Consider the following 15,926-nt stretch of genomic DNA (forward strand, 5'->3'; position numbering starts at 1 on the left):
GGCGGCGCGGCGTCCGCGCCTTCCGCCGCATTCGCAGCCGGGGCGGCGACCGCGGGCGCGAGCCACTGCGCGGCCTCGAAGCCCGTGTTCGCACCGCAGTACGGCGTCGACAGGCCGTTCGTGAACAGGCGCACTTCCTCGCCGACCTGGCGCGCGAAGTCGGCCTGCGAATAGGTGTCGGCGACGTCCCACACGCGCAGTGCCGTCTGCGGCACGTCGAATACGTCGGCGATGCCGTCGGCGATCGTGCGCGGCAGCGCGTACGGATCGCGTTCCGCGATCACGCGGGCAGTCCAGCGGCTGAACTTCGCGGACAGGCTGTCGTTCTCGTGGCCGTAGCGCACGAGTTCGGCGAGCCGGCGCTCGAGATGCTTGTTCTTGTCGCGCAACATCTCCATCTGCCGCTCCTGCAGCGAGATCGCGGCCTTGCCGTGCGGGTTCGCGAGGCGGATCGTCGCGAGCAGTTCGGCGTGCTGCGCGAAGAATTCGGGATTGGCGAGCAGGTAGTCGGCGACTTCGCGATCGTTCATGTGGCTGGAGCGTTCAGTTATCAAGGACGTTGCAGGGTCAGGCAGGCAGGTCGATCTCGCCTTCGAACACGGTCGTGGCGGGCCCGGCCATCATCAGCGCGGCAGCTTCGTCGCGTGCGCCGTCCCAGCTGATCGTCAGCGTGCCGCCGTGCGTGTGCACGGTCACGGGCGAATCGAGCAGGCCGCGCCGGATGCCGGCCGCGACCGCCGCGCACGCGCCGGTGCCGCACGCGAGCGTCTCGCCCGCCGCGCGTTCGTACACGCGCAGCCGCACTTCGCTGCGCGACACGATCTGCATGAAGCCGGCGTTCACGCGTTCCGGGAAGCGCGCGTGGTGCTCGATCAGCGGGCCTTCCTCGAGCACCGGATACGCTTCGGCGTCGTCGACGATCTGCACCGCGTGCGGGTTGCCCATCGACACCGTCGAGATCCAGCGCGTCGCGCCGCCGACGTCGAGCGGCCACAGCGTGTCGCGGCCCTCGGTGCGGCCGTCGAGGCCCGCCGCATCGAACGGCACCTGCGCCGGCGCGAACACGGGCGCACCCATGTCGACGACGACTTCGCCGTTGTCCTGCATCGTCAGCGTGATCAGGCCCTTCATGACCTGCACGCGCACGCTGCGCTTGTCGGTCAGGCCGCGGTCGCTGACGAACTTCACGAAGCAGCGCGCGCCGTTGCCGCAGTGTTCGACCTCGCCGCCGTCGCAATTGAAGATCCGGTACTTGAAATCGACGCCGTCGACGGTCGGTTTTTCGACGAGCAGCAACTGATCGGCGCCGATGCCGAAGTGGCGGTTGGCGAGCGCGCGCACCTGCGCTTCGGTGAGCGGCGGCAATGCGCGCGAATAGCCGTCGAGCACGACGAAGTCGTTGCCCGCGCCGTGCATCTTGGTGAACGAGAGTTTCACTGGGTCCGGATTTCCATGGCGAACAAGGCGGTCAGCACGGCTCGCGCGACGCCGCGCCATGCCGGGCGGCCTCGTTCGTCGTGCTGATCTCAACCGCAAATGATACATGCAGCCGACAGGGGCGTCCTGCGCGGGCGTTCCGGGCGTTTTCGTACTCGTTCAATTGATGAGGCCACCCGGAGATTCGTATTGTTTCGCCATACGCCCTGTCAACCTCCAGTGAGCTCATTCAAGCCATGAACCGCATCTTCAATCCGCCCCATCCGGGCGAAACGCTGCGCGACGACGTGCTGCCGGCGCTTGGCCTGACCGTCACCGAGGCCGCGTCGCAGCTGGGCGTGACGCGTGCCGCACTGTCGCGGATCCTGCACGGCCATGCCGGCATCTCGCCGGAAATGGCGCTGCGCCTCGAAGCGTGGCTCGGCGAGGAAAACGGGGGGGCGGGCCGATCTGTGGCTCGCGCAGCAGTCGGCCCACGATCTGTGGCGGGCGCGCGCGAAGGGCGCGCCGAAGGTGGCGAGGGCGCAGGCGCGCGCATGACGCCCCGCCTGCGAACGTCTTCCGGCAGGGTCAGTACAGGCTCGGCTCGCCGGCCGGGCGCGTCTTGAAGCGCTTGTGGACCCAATAGTATTGCTCGGGCATCAGCGGGATCTGTTCCTCGAGGAATTCGTTCATCCGCCGCGCGTCGAGATCGTCGTCGCCCGTCGGGTAGTGATCCCACGGCTTGAATACCTTCAGGCGATAACCCTTGTAGTTCGGCAGCACCTCGCCGATGAACGGCACGACCTGCGCGCGGCCCGTCTTCGCGAGCCGGCCGACCGCCGTCAGCGTGCACGCGGGCACGCCGAAAAACGGGACGAACGTCGAATTGCGCAGCCCGTAATCCATGTCGGCGCCGAGCATCACCGGCTTGCGGTCGCGCAGCCAGCGCAGCACGACGCGCGCGCTGTCCGCGCGGCCGACCATCTCGGCGTCGAAACGCCCGCGCGCCTTCTTCGCCTCTTCCTCGAGCACGGCGTTCGAGAACGGCTGGTAGAGCGACCCGCAGCGGCGGTGGAGCGAACGGTTCAGCCAGATCGAGCCGGCTTCGATGCCGACGAAGTGCAGGCCGAGGAACAGCGTCGGCGGCAGGTCCGGATCGTCGAGGTCGACCGCGCTGTCGACCTGGATCAGCTTCGCGAGCTTTTTCTCCGAGCCGAACCACTGCACGCTGCGCTCGACGTAGCTGCGGATCGCATGGCGGAAATGCTGGCCTGCCACTTCCTCGCGGCGTGCGTCGCTCCAATCCGGGAAGCAGAGTTTCAGATTGGTGTGTACGATGCGTTTTCGCCGGCTGGGGATCTTGTAGAGCAGCCAGCCGAGACCATCGCCGAACCGTGCGGTCAGGCCGTACGGCAACAGGGCGAGCAGTTTCAGCAAGCCAATGGCGAGGTGCGTGCCTAGACGACCTAGCATGCGAAACCTCCGTGGAACCGGCTGGCCGGCGCGTTGCGAACAGGTAGGTGAGACAGCGGAAGATGCAGCACGGGCGGCGCTCTGTGACAATTCAGGAAAGCCGCTATAATACGGGCTTCGCCGAGTTAACTGACAACTTGCGGGGCGAAGCCGGTTGGCGTCATACGCGCTGCCCGGTCCTGGTAATCCGCTAAAGCGTCGCCGCTTCAGGCCCAACGAAGCTGGCTACGTGAAACCAACCGTAACCACACAGGAGCCTGAAAAAGTGGCAAACGATTATCTCTTCACGTCCGAATCCGTCTCCGAAGGCCATCCGGACAAGGTCGCGGACCAAATCTCGGACGCGATCCTCGACGCCATCCTCGAGCAAGACAAGTATTCCCGCGTCGCGGCGGAAACGCTGTGCAACACGGGTCTCGTCGTCCTGGCCGGTGAAATCACCACGACGGCCAACATCGACTACATCCAGATCGCGCGCGACACGATCAAGCGCATCGGCTACGACAACACCGACTACGGCATCGACTACAAGGGTTGCGCGGTGCTCGTCGCGTACGACAAGCAGTCGCCGGATATCGCCCAGGGCGTCGATCGTGCACACGACGACAACCTCGATCAGGGCGCGGGCGACCAGGGCCTGATGTTCGGTTACGCGTGCGATGAAACGCCGGAACTGATGCCGCTGCCGATCTACCTGTCGCACCGTCTCGTCGAGCGCCAGGCCAGCCTGCGCCGCGACGGCCGCCTGCAATGGCTGCGCCCGGACGCGAAGTCGCAGGTCACCGTCCGCTACGTCGACGGCAAGCCGCATTCGATCGACACCGTCGTGCTGTCGACGCAGCACGCACCGGACATCGAGCTGCCCGCGCTGCGCGAAGCCGTGATCGAGGAAATCATCAAGCCGACGCTGCCGGCCGACCTGATCAAGGGCGACATCAAGTTCCTGGTGAACCCGACCGGCCGGTTCGTGATCGGCGGCCCGCAGGGCGATTGCGGCCTGACCGGCCGCAAGATCATCGTCGACACGTACGGCGGTGCCGCACCGCACGGCGGCGGCGCGTTCTCGGGCAAGGATCCGTCGAAGGTCGACCGTTCGGCTGCGTACGCAGGCCGCTACGTCGCGAAGAACATCGTCGCCGCCGGCCTCGCGTCGCGCGCGCTGATCCAGGTGTCGTACGCGATCGGCGTCGCCGAGCCGACCTCGGTGATGGTCAACACGTTCGGCACGGGCCGCGTGTCGGATGCGGTGATCACGAAGCTCGTGCGCGAGCATTTCGACCTGCGTCCGAAGGGCATCATCAAGATGCTCGACCTGCTGCGCCCGATCTACGAGAAGACGGCTGCTTACGGCCACTTCGGCCGCGAAGAGCCGGAATTCTCGTGGGAAGCGACCGACAAGGCGCTCGCACTGGCCGAAGCGGCCGGCGTCGAGCCGACGGCACGCGTCGCGTAAGCGTCGTTCGCCGAAATGAAAAAACCCCGGCTAGCCGGGGTTTTTTTATGGGTTCCGATCGTCGGGGCAACCGGACAAACGGCGCGACGGCGATCGTCGCGCGCGGTGCCCGCCGGCGTGCGCTCAGCGCGCACCGAACCCGAACCAGCCGTTGCTGGCCGCGAGGCGGCGCGGACGGTTGACGCGGCGTTGCGGCCCGAGCGTGCGGCGCAGCGCGAGCGCGCGCAGCGACGACGGTTTCTGCAGCAGCGAGCGCAGGCCGGCGCGGCGCGAGAAGGCCTGTGCACTCATCATCGAGAAAAATGCGTGGAACCACGCACGGATACCATCCAGCCGGCTGTGGGCGGGCGTGCGCTCGGCCAGCGCCTGCGTGCGTGCGCGGTGATGGCGCAGCGAGCGGGCAGGAGCGGTCGGCACGACGCGCTTCGCAGCGCGGCTGAGACGGGAAGTCAGACGGAATGGCATGTGAACGATGCTTCGCTTGTATGGATGGCGCCCTGGAGAGCGCACTGGTATGAACGGCCTCGGATGACGCAACGGATCTTACTGAAACTCGCTGCGCGCCGCGCCCGCCAGAATTGACAGGCCGCGACAGGCTACAGGGGATTCATGACGGGCAAAAGTCGCGATAAACCCTTGTGCCACAAGGCGTGTGCCGCATACCGCCTGTCGGTGAGGCAGGTGCCGCGACGAACAGTTCCCTTGAGCCGGATCAAATCCGCGATTGGCATGCCCCTGCGCATGACAATGGTGCTGTTCGCGGCATCCGGCGCCGATTTACAATCGTCACATTCACACAATAAACGTCTGGCATCCCATGTCGTCTCCATTGCAGTCGGAATCGATCCGCGCGCAAGTCGCGGAATTGCGCGAGCGCGGCTTTGTCGTCGCGCGTGGCCTCGTCGGCGAAGCGCAGTGCGCGGCGCTCAGGCAGATCGCGGAGCGCCAGTTGCGGGAGGCGGCCGAGCCGATCGAGTTCGAGGCGGATCTGCGCTACCCGGGCGCCCCCGAGTCCAAGCATGCGCCGGGCGGGCATACGGTGCGGCGGCTGCTCGATGCGTATTCACGCGATCCGGCGTTCGCCGAGCGCGCGATCGCACCCGAAATCGGTGCGTGGATGCGCGAGTATTTCGGCGAAGAACCCGTGCTGTCGCGCGCGCATCACAACTGCATGATGACGAAGCATCCCGCGTACGGCAGCCTGACCGGCTGGCATCGCGATTTCCGCTACTGGTCGTTCGAGCGCCCGGACATGGTGTCGGTGTGGCTCGCGCTCGGGCCGGAAACGAACGAGAACGGCGCACTGTGGCTCGTGCCGGGGTCGCATACGGCCGAATTCGGGCCTGAAGCGTTCGACGATGCGAAGTTCTTCCGCAGCGACCTGCCGGCGAACCGGAAGATGATCGATGCGGCCACGTGCCCGTCGCTGCAGACGGGCGACGTGGTGTTCTTCCACAGCAACACGCTGCATTCGGCCGGACAGAACCGTTCCGACCAGGTGAAGTTCTCGCTCGTGTACACCTATCACGGCGCGAGCAACCGGCCGCTGCCCGGCACGCGCTCGGCGTCGAAGCCGGAAGTGCAGTTCTAGGTTCGGACCGGACGGGTGGTGACACCACCGCGGTCACGCGATGCGGTGCATCGCCGGCGGATGAAGCAACGGGCGGCCTGGCCGCCCGTTTCGCTTGGCGCGGCGCGGTCGCACGACGCGGGCCGCGTGTGCATCGCGCGGCTGCGCGATCAGCGCTTGTTGCCCGGCATCGCGAGGCCGATCAGGCCGATGAACGATGCGACGGCGCCGCCCGCGATCAGCAGGATCGTCTTCGTCGCGGGCGAACCGGTGAAGAAGCGCGACACGTTGTCGTTGATCGAATGGAACGACTGGCCGCCGAAATACAGCAGCACGACGCCGCCGACGAGCAGTGCAACCGAGATGACCCGGGACATACCAACCTCGCTGAAACGGTGATTCGAGACGCCGCAGTGTAGGCGACGACCGCGGCCGCGTCCATCGCCGTGCCGCCGTGCGCGATCCGGCCGCTTTCGCTACCATAGTCGTCGTATGACTCCTTCGCCGCCGTCGCGCCATCGGCGCGGCCGGCGCGCGTCCCTTCCTCCGATGTCCTGACGGAACAGACTCATGGCCTACGAAGCAGCTTCCGAACGTTATGCCGACATGCAATACCGCACCTGTGGCAAATCCGGGCTCAAACTGCCCGCGCTTTCGCTCGGCCTGTGGCACAACTTCGGCGACTCGACGCCGATCTCGACGCAGCGCGAAATCCTGCGTACCGCGTTCGACCTCGGCATCAACCACTTCGATCTCGCGAACAACTACGGGCCGCCGTACGGCAGTGCCGAAACCAACTTCGGCCGGCTGCTGAAGGAGGATTTCCGGCCGTATCGCGACGAGTTGCTGATCTCAACGAAGGCCGGCTGGGACATGTGGCCGGGGCCGTACGGCAGCGGCGGCGGGTCGCGCAAGTACGTGCTCGCGAGCCTCGACCAGAGCCTGCAGCGGATGGGGCTCGACTACGTCGACATCTTCTATTCGCACCGCTTCGACGCGCACACGCCGCTCGAGGAAACGGCGGGCGCGCTCGCGTCGGCCGTGCAGCAGGGCAAGGCGCTCTATATCGGCATCTCGTCGTATTCGGCGGCGAAGACGCGCGAGATGGCCGAGCTGCTCGCGCAGTACAAGGTGCCGCTGCTGATCCATCAGCCGTCGTACAACCTGCTGAACCGCTGGGTCGAAACCGAGCTGCTCGGCACGCTCGACGAGATCGGCACGGGCAGCATCGCGTTCACGCCGCTCGCGCAGGGGTTGCTCACGTCGAAGTACCTGAACGGCGTGCCGGCCGACGCGCGCGTGAACAAGCCGGGCGGCGGCTCGCTGAAGCAGGATCACCTGAGCGCGGACAACCTCGAGCACGTGCGCAAGCTCAACGCGATCGCCGAGCGGCGCGGGCAGAGCCTTGCGCAGATGGCGCTCGCATGGGTGCTGCGCAACGGCCGCGTGACGTCCGCACTGATCGGCGCGAGCCGTGCGGAGCAGGTGCGTGAAAACGTCGGTGCGCTGAAGCACCTCGAATTCTCGGCGGAGGAACTCGCGGAGATCGACCGTTACGCGACGGAAGGCGGCATCAATCTGTGGGAAAAGCCGTCCACCGATCAGGCGATCTGACCGGCGGTCGATACGGCATGCGAAACATCGCGTGCCGTATCAATGGCTCGCTTGCGGCCTGTCGCATCGCTGCGGTGCAGCGATGCACCGCACGCACGGGTGGTGCGCTGCTAGATCAGCGCAGGCAGGCCTTCGACGAGCAATACCGCGACGCCGACGCCGAGGATGACGCCCAGCACGCGTAGCAGGTTGTGGCGGAACTCGGTTGCGCACGGCACCGCGCCGAGAAATAGCGCTCCGGCCAGCGCCATCGGAATCAACAGGATGAAGTCGCCGATCGTGAAGTAGGTTGTCATGCGTGTCTCCAGTGTCGGCCGGAGTTAGCGCTTTAGCGCTTACTCCGGCCCCATCCCTGTGGGATCTCGGGCGGAGTCGGCGCTTTAGTGCTTGCTCCAGTCGTCTCCCTGTGGGATTTCGGCCGGAGCCGGCACTTCAGCGTTTGCTCCGGCTCCATGCCGGGTGTTTCTAGTGTTGGTCGCGACCCGATTGCGAGCGGGCCGGTCAATTCGAGTATAGGCAACCGGCAGCGCTTTTCGCTATCCGAACCATTAAAAATCAGCGGAATGCCCGGCGTATCACGCATTTTTCCCGCAAGTCAGACGAACGCCTTGCGCACATCTTTCTCGTGCCTTTCGATTTCTGCCGATTCGTCGCATGTGTCCGGTGCGTGCCGCCGCACCCGCAGGCGCGGCGGCACACCCGCTCATGCGCGGTCGGGCCGCACGCGGGCGGGCGCCGCGCGAAACACGAGCGCGAGCCCCGCGATGATCGCGCCCATGCCGGCGAGCGCGAGCGGCTCGGGCCGGTTGCCGAGCCACACGGCATCCATCAGCGTGGTGACGACGGGCACGAGATAGAACAGGCTCGTCACGTTGACGAGATCGCCGCGCTGCATCAACCGGTAGAACAGCAGTTGCGCGATCACCGAAATCACGATGCCGAGCCACAGCAGCGGGATCACGAACGCCCAGCTCATGTCGAACGACACCGGCCGGAACGGCACGATCGCCACGCACAGCGCGAGGCCGATCGCATTCTGCAACGGCAGCACGTCGGCAGGCGCCGCCCGTACGCGCTTTTGCAGCAGCGAGCCGGCGGTCAGCGCGACGAGCGCGGTGAGCGCGCACGCGATGCCCGCGAGCGACAGGCCGCCGTCGCCCACGCCGCGGCACACGACGAGCGCGAGGCCGGCGAGTGACAGCGCGAGTCCCGCGATGCGCACGGGCTGCCAGCGTCGCTCGACGAGCGCGAGCGTGAGGATCGGCTGCACGCCGAGGATCGTGGCGAGCACACCCGGCGCGATCCCGCGTTCGAGCGCGAGCAGGTAGAAGATCGAATAGCCGCCCATCATCAGCAAGCCGGTCAGCGCGGCCATGCGCCGTTCGCCGCGCGGAGGCAGCCAGCGTTTGCGCACGAAGGCCAGCCCGAGCAGCACGAGCGATGCAAGGGCGAAACGTGCGGTGAGAAAGACGAACGCGGATGCGTGACGCAGACCGAGTTCTGCGAAGATCGCGCCGCTGCTCCACAGCAGCACGAAGAGCGACGTCGCGCCATGCGCGGCGAGCGCGCGTTTGAACGAAACCATGTGAATCCACCTGTCGAACGGATCGGAACGTTCCATCCGCGCGCGCAGCAGCGAGCCGGGCGTCACGGCGCACGAATGCAAGCCTGCGGGCGAATGGAAGACGAAACGGAAGCCGGCTGGTCAGCCGGCGCGTGCCGCCGGAGGGGGCGGCGCGGCGCCGACGAGCGGCGGTGCGACAGGAGGAGGAAGAACCGACGGATGCGCGCACGCCTGCGGCCGCGAGTCGAACTGCGGCCGGGATTTTGCAAGGGCGGACGTGAGCGGATGCATCGGATCGGAATGCGCTGGAACGCGAATGAAGCATCAAAGGTACCGCAAGGCCGACATCGGACGCAACCACTGTCGGTGGCATTGCATGACGCAGAGCGGCGTGCGGTGAATCACGCGTTGATGCGGGCGGCGAAGCGGGCGGTGCGTGCGCAACCGTCGTCGTGCCGGTTGCGTTCGAGGTACGGGGAAGGCGATGACGGTGCGGCGTCGTTCGGCCACGGCGGTCGCGCGAAATTTCCCGGTGATGCGGCCCGGGCCCGCGATGCGCGCGCGGCATGCGTCGCGGGCGCGTCGCGGTGCCGACGCGGATTCGGCGGGCAGTCACATTCGACAGGGTATGATGAGGGTAACCGGGCGGGCAAGCGCCTGTCCGGCGCAGTGGTTGATTGGAGACATTCGACGAATTCGCGGCACTTCGCCTGCTTCTTCTTCTTTTCGCGCTTCGATAAACCGTGAACAATGGGATTACGCGCAACGCTCCGACGAGAGCGCGCGGATCGTGCATTTGCCGGCTCGCCACCGAGCCGGGTTTCAAGAGTCAAGAGTGGGGAACCATCATGCATGTCGGGTCGATTGTCTGCACTACCCATATCGCTGTGCCGAAGGGCGCACGCGGCATCGTCCAGCGCATCCTGGGCGACATGGCCATGGTGACCTGGTACGCGGGCGTACCGGGCGAGTCGAAGGAACTCAACACCGAGCCGTTCTTTCTCGAGGACCTGATCGACACCGGCGAATCCGTGCTGCCGGCCGGCGCGGCGCTTCACTGAGCGCATACGCCGCACCGGGCGCTCGTCTTTCGGCCCGGCTGGCGGCACAATGCGGGGCATGAAAGACGTCACTTCCGCTCCCGCTTCTCCCGCCGGCCCGCCGTTCGCCGGACTTACGCCCGAGTGCGTGCTCGATGCGCTCGACAGCGTGCTGATGCCGGCCGGCCTGCGCACCGACGGGCGCCTGCTCGCGCTCAACAGCTACGAAAACCGCGTGTATCAGGTGGGCATCGAAGACGGCCCGCCGGTCGTCGCGAAGTTCTACCGTCCGGCCCGCTGGTCGGACGAAGCGATCCTCGAAGAGCATGCGTTCGTCGCCGAGCTCGCCGCGCGCGAGATTCCGGCGGTGCCCGCGCGCACATTCGACGGCCGCACGCTGCACGCGTTCGACGGTTTCCGCTTCTCGATCTTCGAGCGGCGCGGCGGCCGCGCGCCTGACCTCGACCGCAGCGACACGCTCGAATGGCTCGGCCGCTTCATCGGCCGGATCCATGCGGTCGGCGCGACGCAGCCGTATGCCGCGCGTCCCGTGCTCGATATCAGTACGTTCGGCTACGAGCCGCGCGACTACCTGCTCGCGCACGATTTCATTCCGGACGACGTGCGGCCCGCGTATGAGACCGCCGTGACGCTCGCGCTCGAAGGTGTCGAGGCCGCGTTCGAGCGGGCGGGCGAGATCCGCCTGCTGCGCACGCACGGCGACTGTCATCCGAGCAACGTGCTGTGGACCGATGCCGGCCCGCACTTCGTCGACTTCGACGACAGCCGGATGGCGCCCGCGATCCAGGATCTGTGGCTTTTGTTGCCGGGCGATCGCGAAGGCGCGTCGCGTGCGCTCGCGGACCTGCTGGCCGGCTACGAGGATTTCTGCGAATTCGAGCCGCGCGAGTTGCATCTCGTCGAAGCGCTGCGCACGCTGCGGCTGATCCACTACGCGGCATGGCTCGCGCGACGCTGGGACGATCCCGCCTTCCCCGCCGCATTCCCGTGGTTCAACACGCACCGCTACTGGGAAGCACGCGTGCTCGAGTTGCGCGAGCAGATCGGCGCGATGCAGGAAGGGCCGCTCTGGCCCGTATGACGGCGCGTGCGGCACCGGCGCCGCGCGGCCTGCCGGTGCGGGCCGCGGCGCGATGCGCGCGGCCCGTTCGATCCCTTCCGTTCAGAACTTCAGCATCAGCTTGATCAGCGCGGCGAAGCGCTTGCCGTACGGCGGCGCGAGCAGGTTGCGCGTGTTCAGGCGCGCCTGCGTGAGTACCGGCTTCATTTTCGAGAACGTCACGAAGCCGTCGTAGCCGTGATACGCGCCCATGCCGCTCGCACCGACACCGCCGAACGGCAGGCTGCCGCACGCGATGTGCATCAGCGTTTCGTTGATCGACACGCCGCCCGAGACCGTTTCGCGCATCACGCGGTCGATCGTGCCGCCGTCCTCGTCGAACAGGTAGAGCGCAAGCGGACGCGGGCGCGCATTCACGTATGCGATCGCTTCGTCGAGCCGCTCGTACGGCACGAGCGGCAGCAGCGGCCCGAAGATCTCCTCCTGCATCAGCTGCGACGCGGCCGGCACCTGCGTGACCGCGCACGGCACGAAGCGGCGCGATGCAGGATCGGATTGCGCGTCGGACAGCGGATGCAGCTGCGCGCCGGCCGCCTGCGCGTCGCTGGCGAGCTGCTGCAGCCGGGCGTAGTGGCGCGGCGACACGATCGTCGTGTAGTCGCCGTTGGTCGACAGGTCGGGGTACATCTTCGCGAACCGTGCCCGCGCGCGCTCGATGAACGCGGCCTCCATCCCGCGCGGCAGCAGCACGTAGTCGGGCGCGATGCAGGTCTGGCCCGCGTTCAGCGTCTTGCCCGCGACGATCGCGTCGACGGCCGCATCGAAGCGCGCGTTCGGCCCGACGATGGCCGGCGACTTGCCGCCGAGTTCGAGCGTGACGGGCGTGAGGTTGTCGGCGGCCGCGCGCATCACGTGGCGGCCGACATGCGTCGAACCGGTGAACAGCAAGTGATCGAACGGCAGTCCGCTGAACGCGGCGCCCACTTCCGCATCGCCGTTCACGACCGCGACGTGGTCGCGCGTGAAGGTCTTCGCAATGAGCTGCTCGAACAGCGCCGACGTGCGCGGCGTCAGTTCGGACATCTTGATGATCGCGCGGTTGCCGGCCGCGAGCGCGCAGATCAGCGGGCCGGCCGCGAGCAGCACCGGGTAGTTCCACGGTACGACGATGCCGACCACGCCGAGGGGCTGCGGAATCACCTTCGCGCGCGCCGGGCGCAGCCACTTGTTCATCGGCTTGCGGATCGGTTTCATCCAGCGCTTGCCGTGCTTGAGCGCGTCGTCGATCTCTTCCTTCGCCATCCAGATTTCCGACAGAAGCACTTCCTGCTTCGCGCGATGACCGAAATCGGCGCTGATCGCTTCGGCGAGTGCGTCCGCGTGGTCGATCAGCATCGTGCGCAGCGCGCGCAAGTGCTGCACGCGCGTTTCCCAAGCCGGGTACGGTGCGCGCAGGTAGGCCGCGCGCTGGTCGCGCAGCAGCGACGTCAGTGCATCGACCGACGGCAGTGCTTGCGGGGCCAGTTCGGGCAGGTCGTTCTTCATGTCGTCTCCTCCAGTTGGGCCTGGCTGGTCGGCCGGCCGTCACGCCGCACGCGCACGCTCGGCGAGCGCGGCGACGCGGATCGGGGTGGTGCGTGTCGCGCGGCGCGGGGCCGGATGCGACGTGTGCTCGAAAACCGGTTCAAGCGTGCAGCGGGCGTCGCATCCGCGCGACGGTGTGTGCATCCGGAAACCGTGTTGCGGCGCGTGGGCATGCAGTGCGATGCAACCGGTGCCGGGCGCGCGACGCCGCGGCGCGACTGCCCGCCTGCGCACCGAAGCGGGGTGGCGCGACGGGGCCGTCCAACCATGCCGCGGCGCATCGTGCCGCCGTGGCGACAAACCGTCCAAACGGTCGGCGACGACGCGTGCCGTTCGATTTCGATCGACTGCGCGCATGACGCGGGGCACTTCCGCGCGGGCAGCCGTTTGAAATGAAATGCGGGCTGCGCACATCGCATCCGGACAACCCGGTCGGCACGCGGCCTGCAGAACCTGGCGCTGCATCGTCGTCTCTCCCGTTTCGCGACGGATCGGCTTCTCGTGGCCGGCGCGTCGCGCAAAGCGAATCGATACATCTTAAATTTAGTTCACGCGAGCGTTTAGAGGAATCGCTCTTGAATCCGCGCGCCGCGCGCACGGTGGCGATTCCTACAATGCCCGAACACTACAAGGACGCGGTCGCGCGGCGGTGCCGGGCGCCTTCCATGAGACGACGGAGACGTGACATGCAATACGACTACATCATCGTCGGCGGCGGGTCGGGCGGGTCGAGCCTGGCAGGCCGTCTCGCCGATGCCTGCCCTGAAGCGACGATCGCGCTGATCGAGGCCGGTTCGCATACGGAACGCAACCTGCTGATCAACATGCCGGTCGGCATCGCGGCGCTGGTACCGTTCAAGCTCGGCACGAACTACGGCTACGAGACGGTGCCGCAGCCGGGCCTCGGCGGGCGGCGCGGCTACCAGCCGCGCGGGCGCGGGATGGGCGGGTCGAGCGCGATCAACGCGATGATCTACACGCGCGGCCACCCGGGCGACTACGACGAATGGGCGCAGCTCGGCGCGACGGGCTGGGGCTGGCAGGACGTGCTGCCGTATTTCCGGCGCGCGGAAGGCAACGAACGCGGCGCCGATGCGTGGCACGGCGCGGACGGCCCGCTGTCGGTGTCGGATCTGCGCTTTCGCAATCCGTTCTCCGAACGATTCATCCAGGCCGCGCATGCGGCCGGCTATCCGCTGAACGACGACTTCAACGGCGCGACGCAGGAAGGCGTCGGCTTCTATCAGGTCACGCACCGCGACGGCTCGCGCTGCAGCGTCGCGCGTGCGTACATCTACGGCCGCAACCGGCCGAACCTGCACGTGATCACCGATGCGACGGTGCTGCGCGTCACGTTCGACGGCAAGCGCGCGGCCGGCGTCGCGGTCGCGCGCAACGGGCGCGTCGAGACGCTCGACGCGCGCGCGGAAGTGATCCTGTCGGCCGGCGCGTTCAATTCGCCGCAACTGCTGATGTGCTCGGGAATCGGCCCGGCCGAGCAACTGCGCCGGCACGGAATCGCGGTCGTGCAGGATGCGCCGGACGTCGGCACGAACCTGATCGACCATATCGACTTCATCATCAACACGCGCGTGAATTCGTCGGAACTGGTCGGCGTGTGCCTGCGCGGGATCGCGAAGATGACGCCCGCGCTCGCGCGCTATTTCTCGAGCCGCACCGGGATGATGACGAGCAACGTCGCGGAGGCCGGCGGCTTCATCAAGAGCGATCCGTCGCTCGAGCGTCCCGACCTGCAGCTGCATTTCTGCACGGCGCTCGTGGACGACCACAACCGCAAGATGCACTGGGGCTTCGGCTATTCGCTGCACGTGTGCGCGCTGCGGCCGTTCAGCCGCGGCACGGTGACGCTCGCGACCGGCGATGCGCGTGACGCACCGCTGATCGATCCGCGCTTCTTCAGCGATTCGCGCGATCTCGACCTGCTCGTGCGGGGCACGCAGGCGATGCGCAGGATCCTGTCGCAGGCGCCGCTCGCGTCGCAGGGCGGGCGCGAGCTGTACACGCGAGCGGACCAGAGCGAAGCGGAGCTGCGCAAGACGATCGTCGAGCATGCCGACACGATCTACCACCCGGTCGGCACCTGCCGGATGGGGTCGGACGCGCACGCGGTCGTCGATCCGCAACTGCGCGTGCGCGGCGTCGAAGGATTGCGCGTGGTGGATGCGTCGGTGATGCCGACGCTGGTCGGCGGGAACACGAATGCGCCGTCGGTGATGATCGGCGAACGCGCGGCGGACTTCATCGTCGCGGCGCGCAAGGGCGGCGTGTCGCGCGGCGAGGCGGCTGCCGCGGTGCACGGCCGCTGAACGGCGCGCGCACGCGGGCAGTCATGCTCAGGCAAACGTATCGACGAGGCCGGCGCGGCTCACGCTCGCGGCGACCGGTGCGGATTGCGCAGCGTCGACCGGTGCATCGACGGCTGACGATCCGCCGCTCCCGCGCCGCGACGACTGCCCGCCGGCGAAGGACGATTGCGGGTTCTGCTGCTGCTGCGAAGCGAAGCCGCCGTCGCTGACGGTCGCGCTGCCCAGGCCGAGCCCGCCCGATTCCATCGCTTCGCGCAGCTTCGGCAGCGCGGCTTCGACCGCGTCGCGCACCTGCGCGTGCTGCGACACGAACAGCGCGTGCGCGTGATTGTCCGCGACGCGCAGCACGACCTGCAGCGGCCCGAGATCGGGCGGGTTGAGGGTCAGCTCGGCGCTCTGCTGGTGCGCATTCGACAGGAACACGACCTTCTGGCTCAGCGTGTCCGTCCAGTCCGGGGTGCCGACGTGCGGGGCGAGCACGTGCGCGTTCGCCGCGGCGATCGCTCCCGCGGCCGGCGACAACTGCAGGTTCGCCTGTGTCGCGGCGGCCGCAGTTGCGCCGGCCGCGAGCGTCGCGCTGGCGGCCGGATCCGTCGCGTCGCCGGCTGCCGCGAGCGCGTGCTGCTCGCCCAACTGCGCATTCGCGTTGGCCTGCAGCGCCTGCGCGGTGGCCTGCGTCGGCGTTTGCTGGGGCGCGAGCGCCCCCTTCGCGTCGGCGAGGGTGCGGTCGAAGGTCGGGACCTTCGGTGTCAGCGGTGCGGTGGCGCCGGTCGATGCGGTCGATGCCGGTGCCGACGCGGT

The 15,926-nt window shown here is 67.7% G+C and carries 15 protein-coding genes and 1 pseudogene; 7 read left to right on the top strand and 9 right to left on the bottom strand.

All coding sequences use genetic code 11. The annotated features are described in order from the left end of the window. Both DPV74_RS30735 and dapF read right to left on the bottom strand, forming a co-directional pair. Nucleotides 1–530, bottom strand: a 530-nt coding sequence (locus tag DPV74_RS30735; protein WP_119338554.1) for a DUF484 family protein, incomplete at its 3' end; no start/stop codon positions are given. Nucleotides 531–567: 37 nt separating this feature from the next. Beyond that, entirely contained in the window at nt 568–1,437 is an 870-nt protein-coding gene (dapF, locus tag DPV74_RS30740) for a diaminopimelate epimerase (protein WP_027788876.1), read from the bottom strand. Nucleotides 1,438–1,673: 236 nt separating this feature from the next. Here dapF and DPV74_RS30745 point away from each other — a divergent pair. After that, a pseudogene (locus tag DPV74_RS30745) lies at nt 1,674–1,977 on the top strand (HigA family addiction module antitoxin). Between the two features lie 30 nt (nt 1,978–2,007). Here DPV74_RS30745 and lpxL read toward each other — a convergent pair. Continuing rightward, the gene (lpxL, locus tag DPV74_RS30750) at nt 2,008–2,892 is read right to left on the bottom strand and encodes a lauroyl acyltransferase LpxL (protein ID WP_021163506.1); all 885 of its coding nucleotides are present in this window, start codon (nt 2,890–2,892) and stop codon (nt 2,008–2,010) included. A 265-nt stretch (nt 2,893–3,157) separates the two neighbouring features. On the opposite strand from lpxL, the gene metK reads away from it, so the two are divergent. Further along, on the top strand, nt 3,158–4,345 hold the full coding sequence (metK, locus tag DPV74_RS30755) for a methionine adenosyltransferase (protein WP_011353531.1): 1,188 nt from the start codon (nt 3,158–3,160) through the stop codon (nt 4,343–4,345). Between the two features lie 123 nt (nt 4,346–4,468). Here the strand turns inward: metK and DPV74_RS30760 are convergent, their stop codons facing one another. Beyond that, nucleotides 4,469–4,810: a hypothetical protein gene (locus tag DPV74_RS30760; protein ID WP_021163507.1), complete on the bottom strand. Its 342-nt coding sequence runs from the start codon at nt 4,808–4,810 to the stop codon at nt 4,469–4,471. Nucleotides 4,811–5,162: 352 nt separating this feature from the next. On the opposite strand from DPV74_RS30760, the gene DPV74_RS30765 reads away from it, so the two are divergent. After that, on the top strand, nt 5,163–5,936 hold the full coding sequence (locus DPV74_RS30765) for a phytanoyl-CoA dioxygenase family protein (RefSeq protein ID WP_027788879.1): 774 nt from the start codon (nt 5,163–5,165) through the stop codon (nt 5,934–5,936). Nucleotides 5,937–6,085: 149 nt separating this feature from the next. On the opposite strand, the gene DPV74_RS30770 is transcribed toward DPV74_RS30765, so the two are convergent. Beyond that, on the bottom strand, nt 6,086–6,292 hold the full coding sequence (locus DPV74_RS30770) for a DUF3185 family protein (RefSeq protein ID WP_021163509.1): 207 nt from the start codon (nt 6,290–6,292) through the stop codon (nt 6,086–6,088). 193 nt (nt 6,293–6,485) lie between these two features. Between DPV74_RS30770 and mgrA the strand changes: the two genes are divergently transcribed. Then, nucleotides 6,486–7,529: an L-glyceraldehyde 3-phosphate reductase gene (gene mgrA / locus DPV74_RS30775; protein WP_021163510.1), complete on the top strand. Its 1,044-nt coding sequence runs from the start codon at nt 6,486–6,488 to the stop codon at nt 7,527–7,529. A gap of 110 nt (nt 7,530–7,639) precedes the next feature. Here the strand turns inward: mgrA and DPV74_RS30780 are convergent, their stop codons facing one another. Next, nucleotides 7,640–7,825 (bottom strand): hypothetical protein, encoded by a 186-nt coding sequence (locus DPV74_RS30780; protein WP_011353526.1) that lies wholly within the window; start codon nt 7,823–7,825, stop codon nt 7,640–7,642. A 407-nt stretch (nt 7,826–8,232) separates the two neighbouring features. Continuing rightward, the gene (locus DPV74_RS30785; RefSeq protein ID WP_060197864.1) at nt 8,233–9,114 is read right to left on the bottom strand and encodes a DMT family transporter; all 882 of its coding nucleotides are present in this window, start codon (nt 9,112–9,114) and stop codon (nt 8,233–8,235) included. An 827-nt stretch (nt 9,115–9,941) separates the two neighbouring features. On the opposite strand from DPV74_RS30785, the gene DPV74_RS30790 reads away from it, so the two are divergent. Both DPV74_RS30790 and DPV74_RS30795 read left to right on the top strand, forming a co-directional pair. Then, entirely contained in the window at nt 9,942–10,154 is a 213-nt protein-coding gene (locus tag DPV74_RS30790) for a hypothetical protein (protein WP_004198969.1), read from the top strand. A 58-nt stretch (nt 10,155–10,212) separates the two neighbouring features. After that, entirely contained in the window at nt 10,213–11,235 is a 1,023-nt protein-coding gene (locus tag DPV74_RS30795) for a serine/threonine protein kinase (protein ID WP_374709001.1), read from the top strand. A gap of 81 nt (nt 11,236–11,316) precedes the next feature. On the opposite strand, the gene DPV74_RS30800 is transcribed toward DPV74_RS30795, so the two are convergent. Next, on the bottom strand, nt 11,317–12,759 hold the full coding sequence (locus tag DPV74_RS30800) for a coniferyl aldehyde dehydrogenase (RefSeq protein WP_059700449.1): 1,443 nt from the start codon (nt 12,757–12,759) through the stop codon (nt 11,317–11,319). 725 nt (nt 12,760–13,484) lie between these two features. Between DPV74_RS30800 and DPV74_RS30805 the strand changes: the two genes are divergently transcribed. Beyond that, entirely contained in the window at nt 13,485–15,125 is a 1,641-nt protein-coding gene (locus DPV74_RS30805; RefSeq protein ID WP_119338556.1) for a GMC family oxidoreductase, read from the top strand. A 27-nt stretch (nt 15,126–15,152) separates the two neighbouring features. Here DPV74_RS30805 and DPV74_RS30810 read toward each other — a convergent pair. Further along, nucleotides 15,153–15,926: flagellar hook-length control protein FliK (locus tag DPV74_RS30810; protein WP_205571956.1), on the bottom strand; the 774-nt coding region annotated here is incomplete at its 5' end.

Origin of the sequence: Burkholderia sp. HAN2018, assembly GCF_024704855.1 — a bacterium.
Lineage (GTDB): Bacteria > Pseudomonadota > Gammaproteobacteria > Burkholderiales > Burkholderiaceae > Burkholderia > Burkholderia cepacia.

What these genes read in the sequence shown, in the direction of transcription:
- lpxL (WP_021163506.1), bottom strand. Translation starts at nt 2,892, where the DNA reads ATGCTAGGTCGTCTAGGCACGCACCTCGCCATTGGCTTGCTGAAACTG.
- DPV74_RS30760 (WP_021163507.1), bottom strand. Translation starts at nt 4,810, where the DNA reads ATGCCATTCCGTCTGACTTCCCGTCTCAGCCGCGCTGCGAAGCGCGTC.
- DPV74_RS30765 (WP_027788879.1), top strand. Translation starts at nt 5,163, where the DNA reads ATGTCGTCTCCATTGCAGTCGGAATCGATCCGCGCGCAAGTCGCGGAA.
- DPV74_RS30770 (WP_021163509.1), bottom strand. Translation starts at nt 6,292, where the DNA reads ATGTCCCGGGTCATCTCGGTTGCACTGCTCGTCGGCGGCGTCGTGCTG.
- mgrA (WP_021163510.1), top strand. Translation starts at nt 6,486, where the DNA reads ATGGCCTACGAAGCAGCTTCCGAACGTTATGCCGACATGCAATACCGC.
- DPV74_RS30780 (WP_011353526.1), bottom strand. Translation starts at nt 7,825, where the DNA reads ATGACAACCTACTTCACGATCGGCGACTTCATCCTGTTGATTCCGATG.
- DPV74_RS30785 (WP_060197864.1), bottom strand. Translation starts at nt 9,114, where the DNA reads ATGGTTTCGTTCAAACGCGCGCTCGCCGCGCATGGCGCGACGTCGCTC.
- DPV74_RS30790 (WP_004198969.1), top strand. Translation starts at nt 9,942, where the DNA reads ATGCATGTCGGGTCGATTGTCTGCACTACCCATATCGCTGTGCCGAAG.
- DPV74_RS30795 (WP_374709001.1), top strand. Translation starts at nt 10,213, where the DNA reads ATGAAAGACGTCACTTCCGCTCCCGCTTCTCCCGCCGGCCCGCCGTTC.
- DPV74_RS30800 (WP_059700449.1), bottom strand. Translation starts at nt 12,759, where the DNA reads ATGAAGAACGACCTGCCCGAACTGGCCCCGCAAGCACTGCCGTCGGTC.
- DPV74_RS30805 (WP_119338556.1), top strand. Translation starts at nt 13,485, where the DNA reads ATGCAATACGACTACATCATCGTCGGCGGCGGGTCGGGCGGGTCGAGC.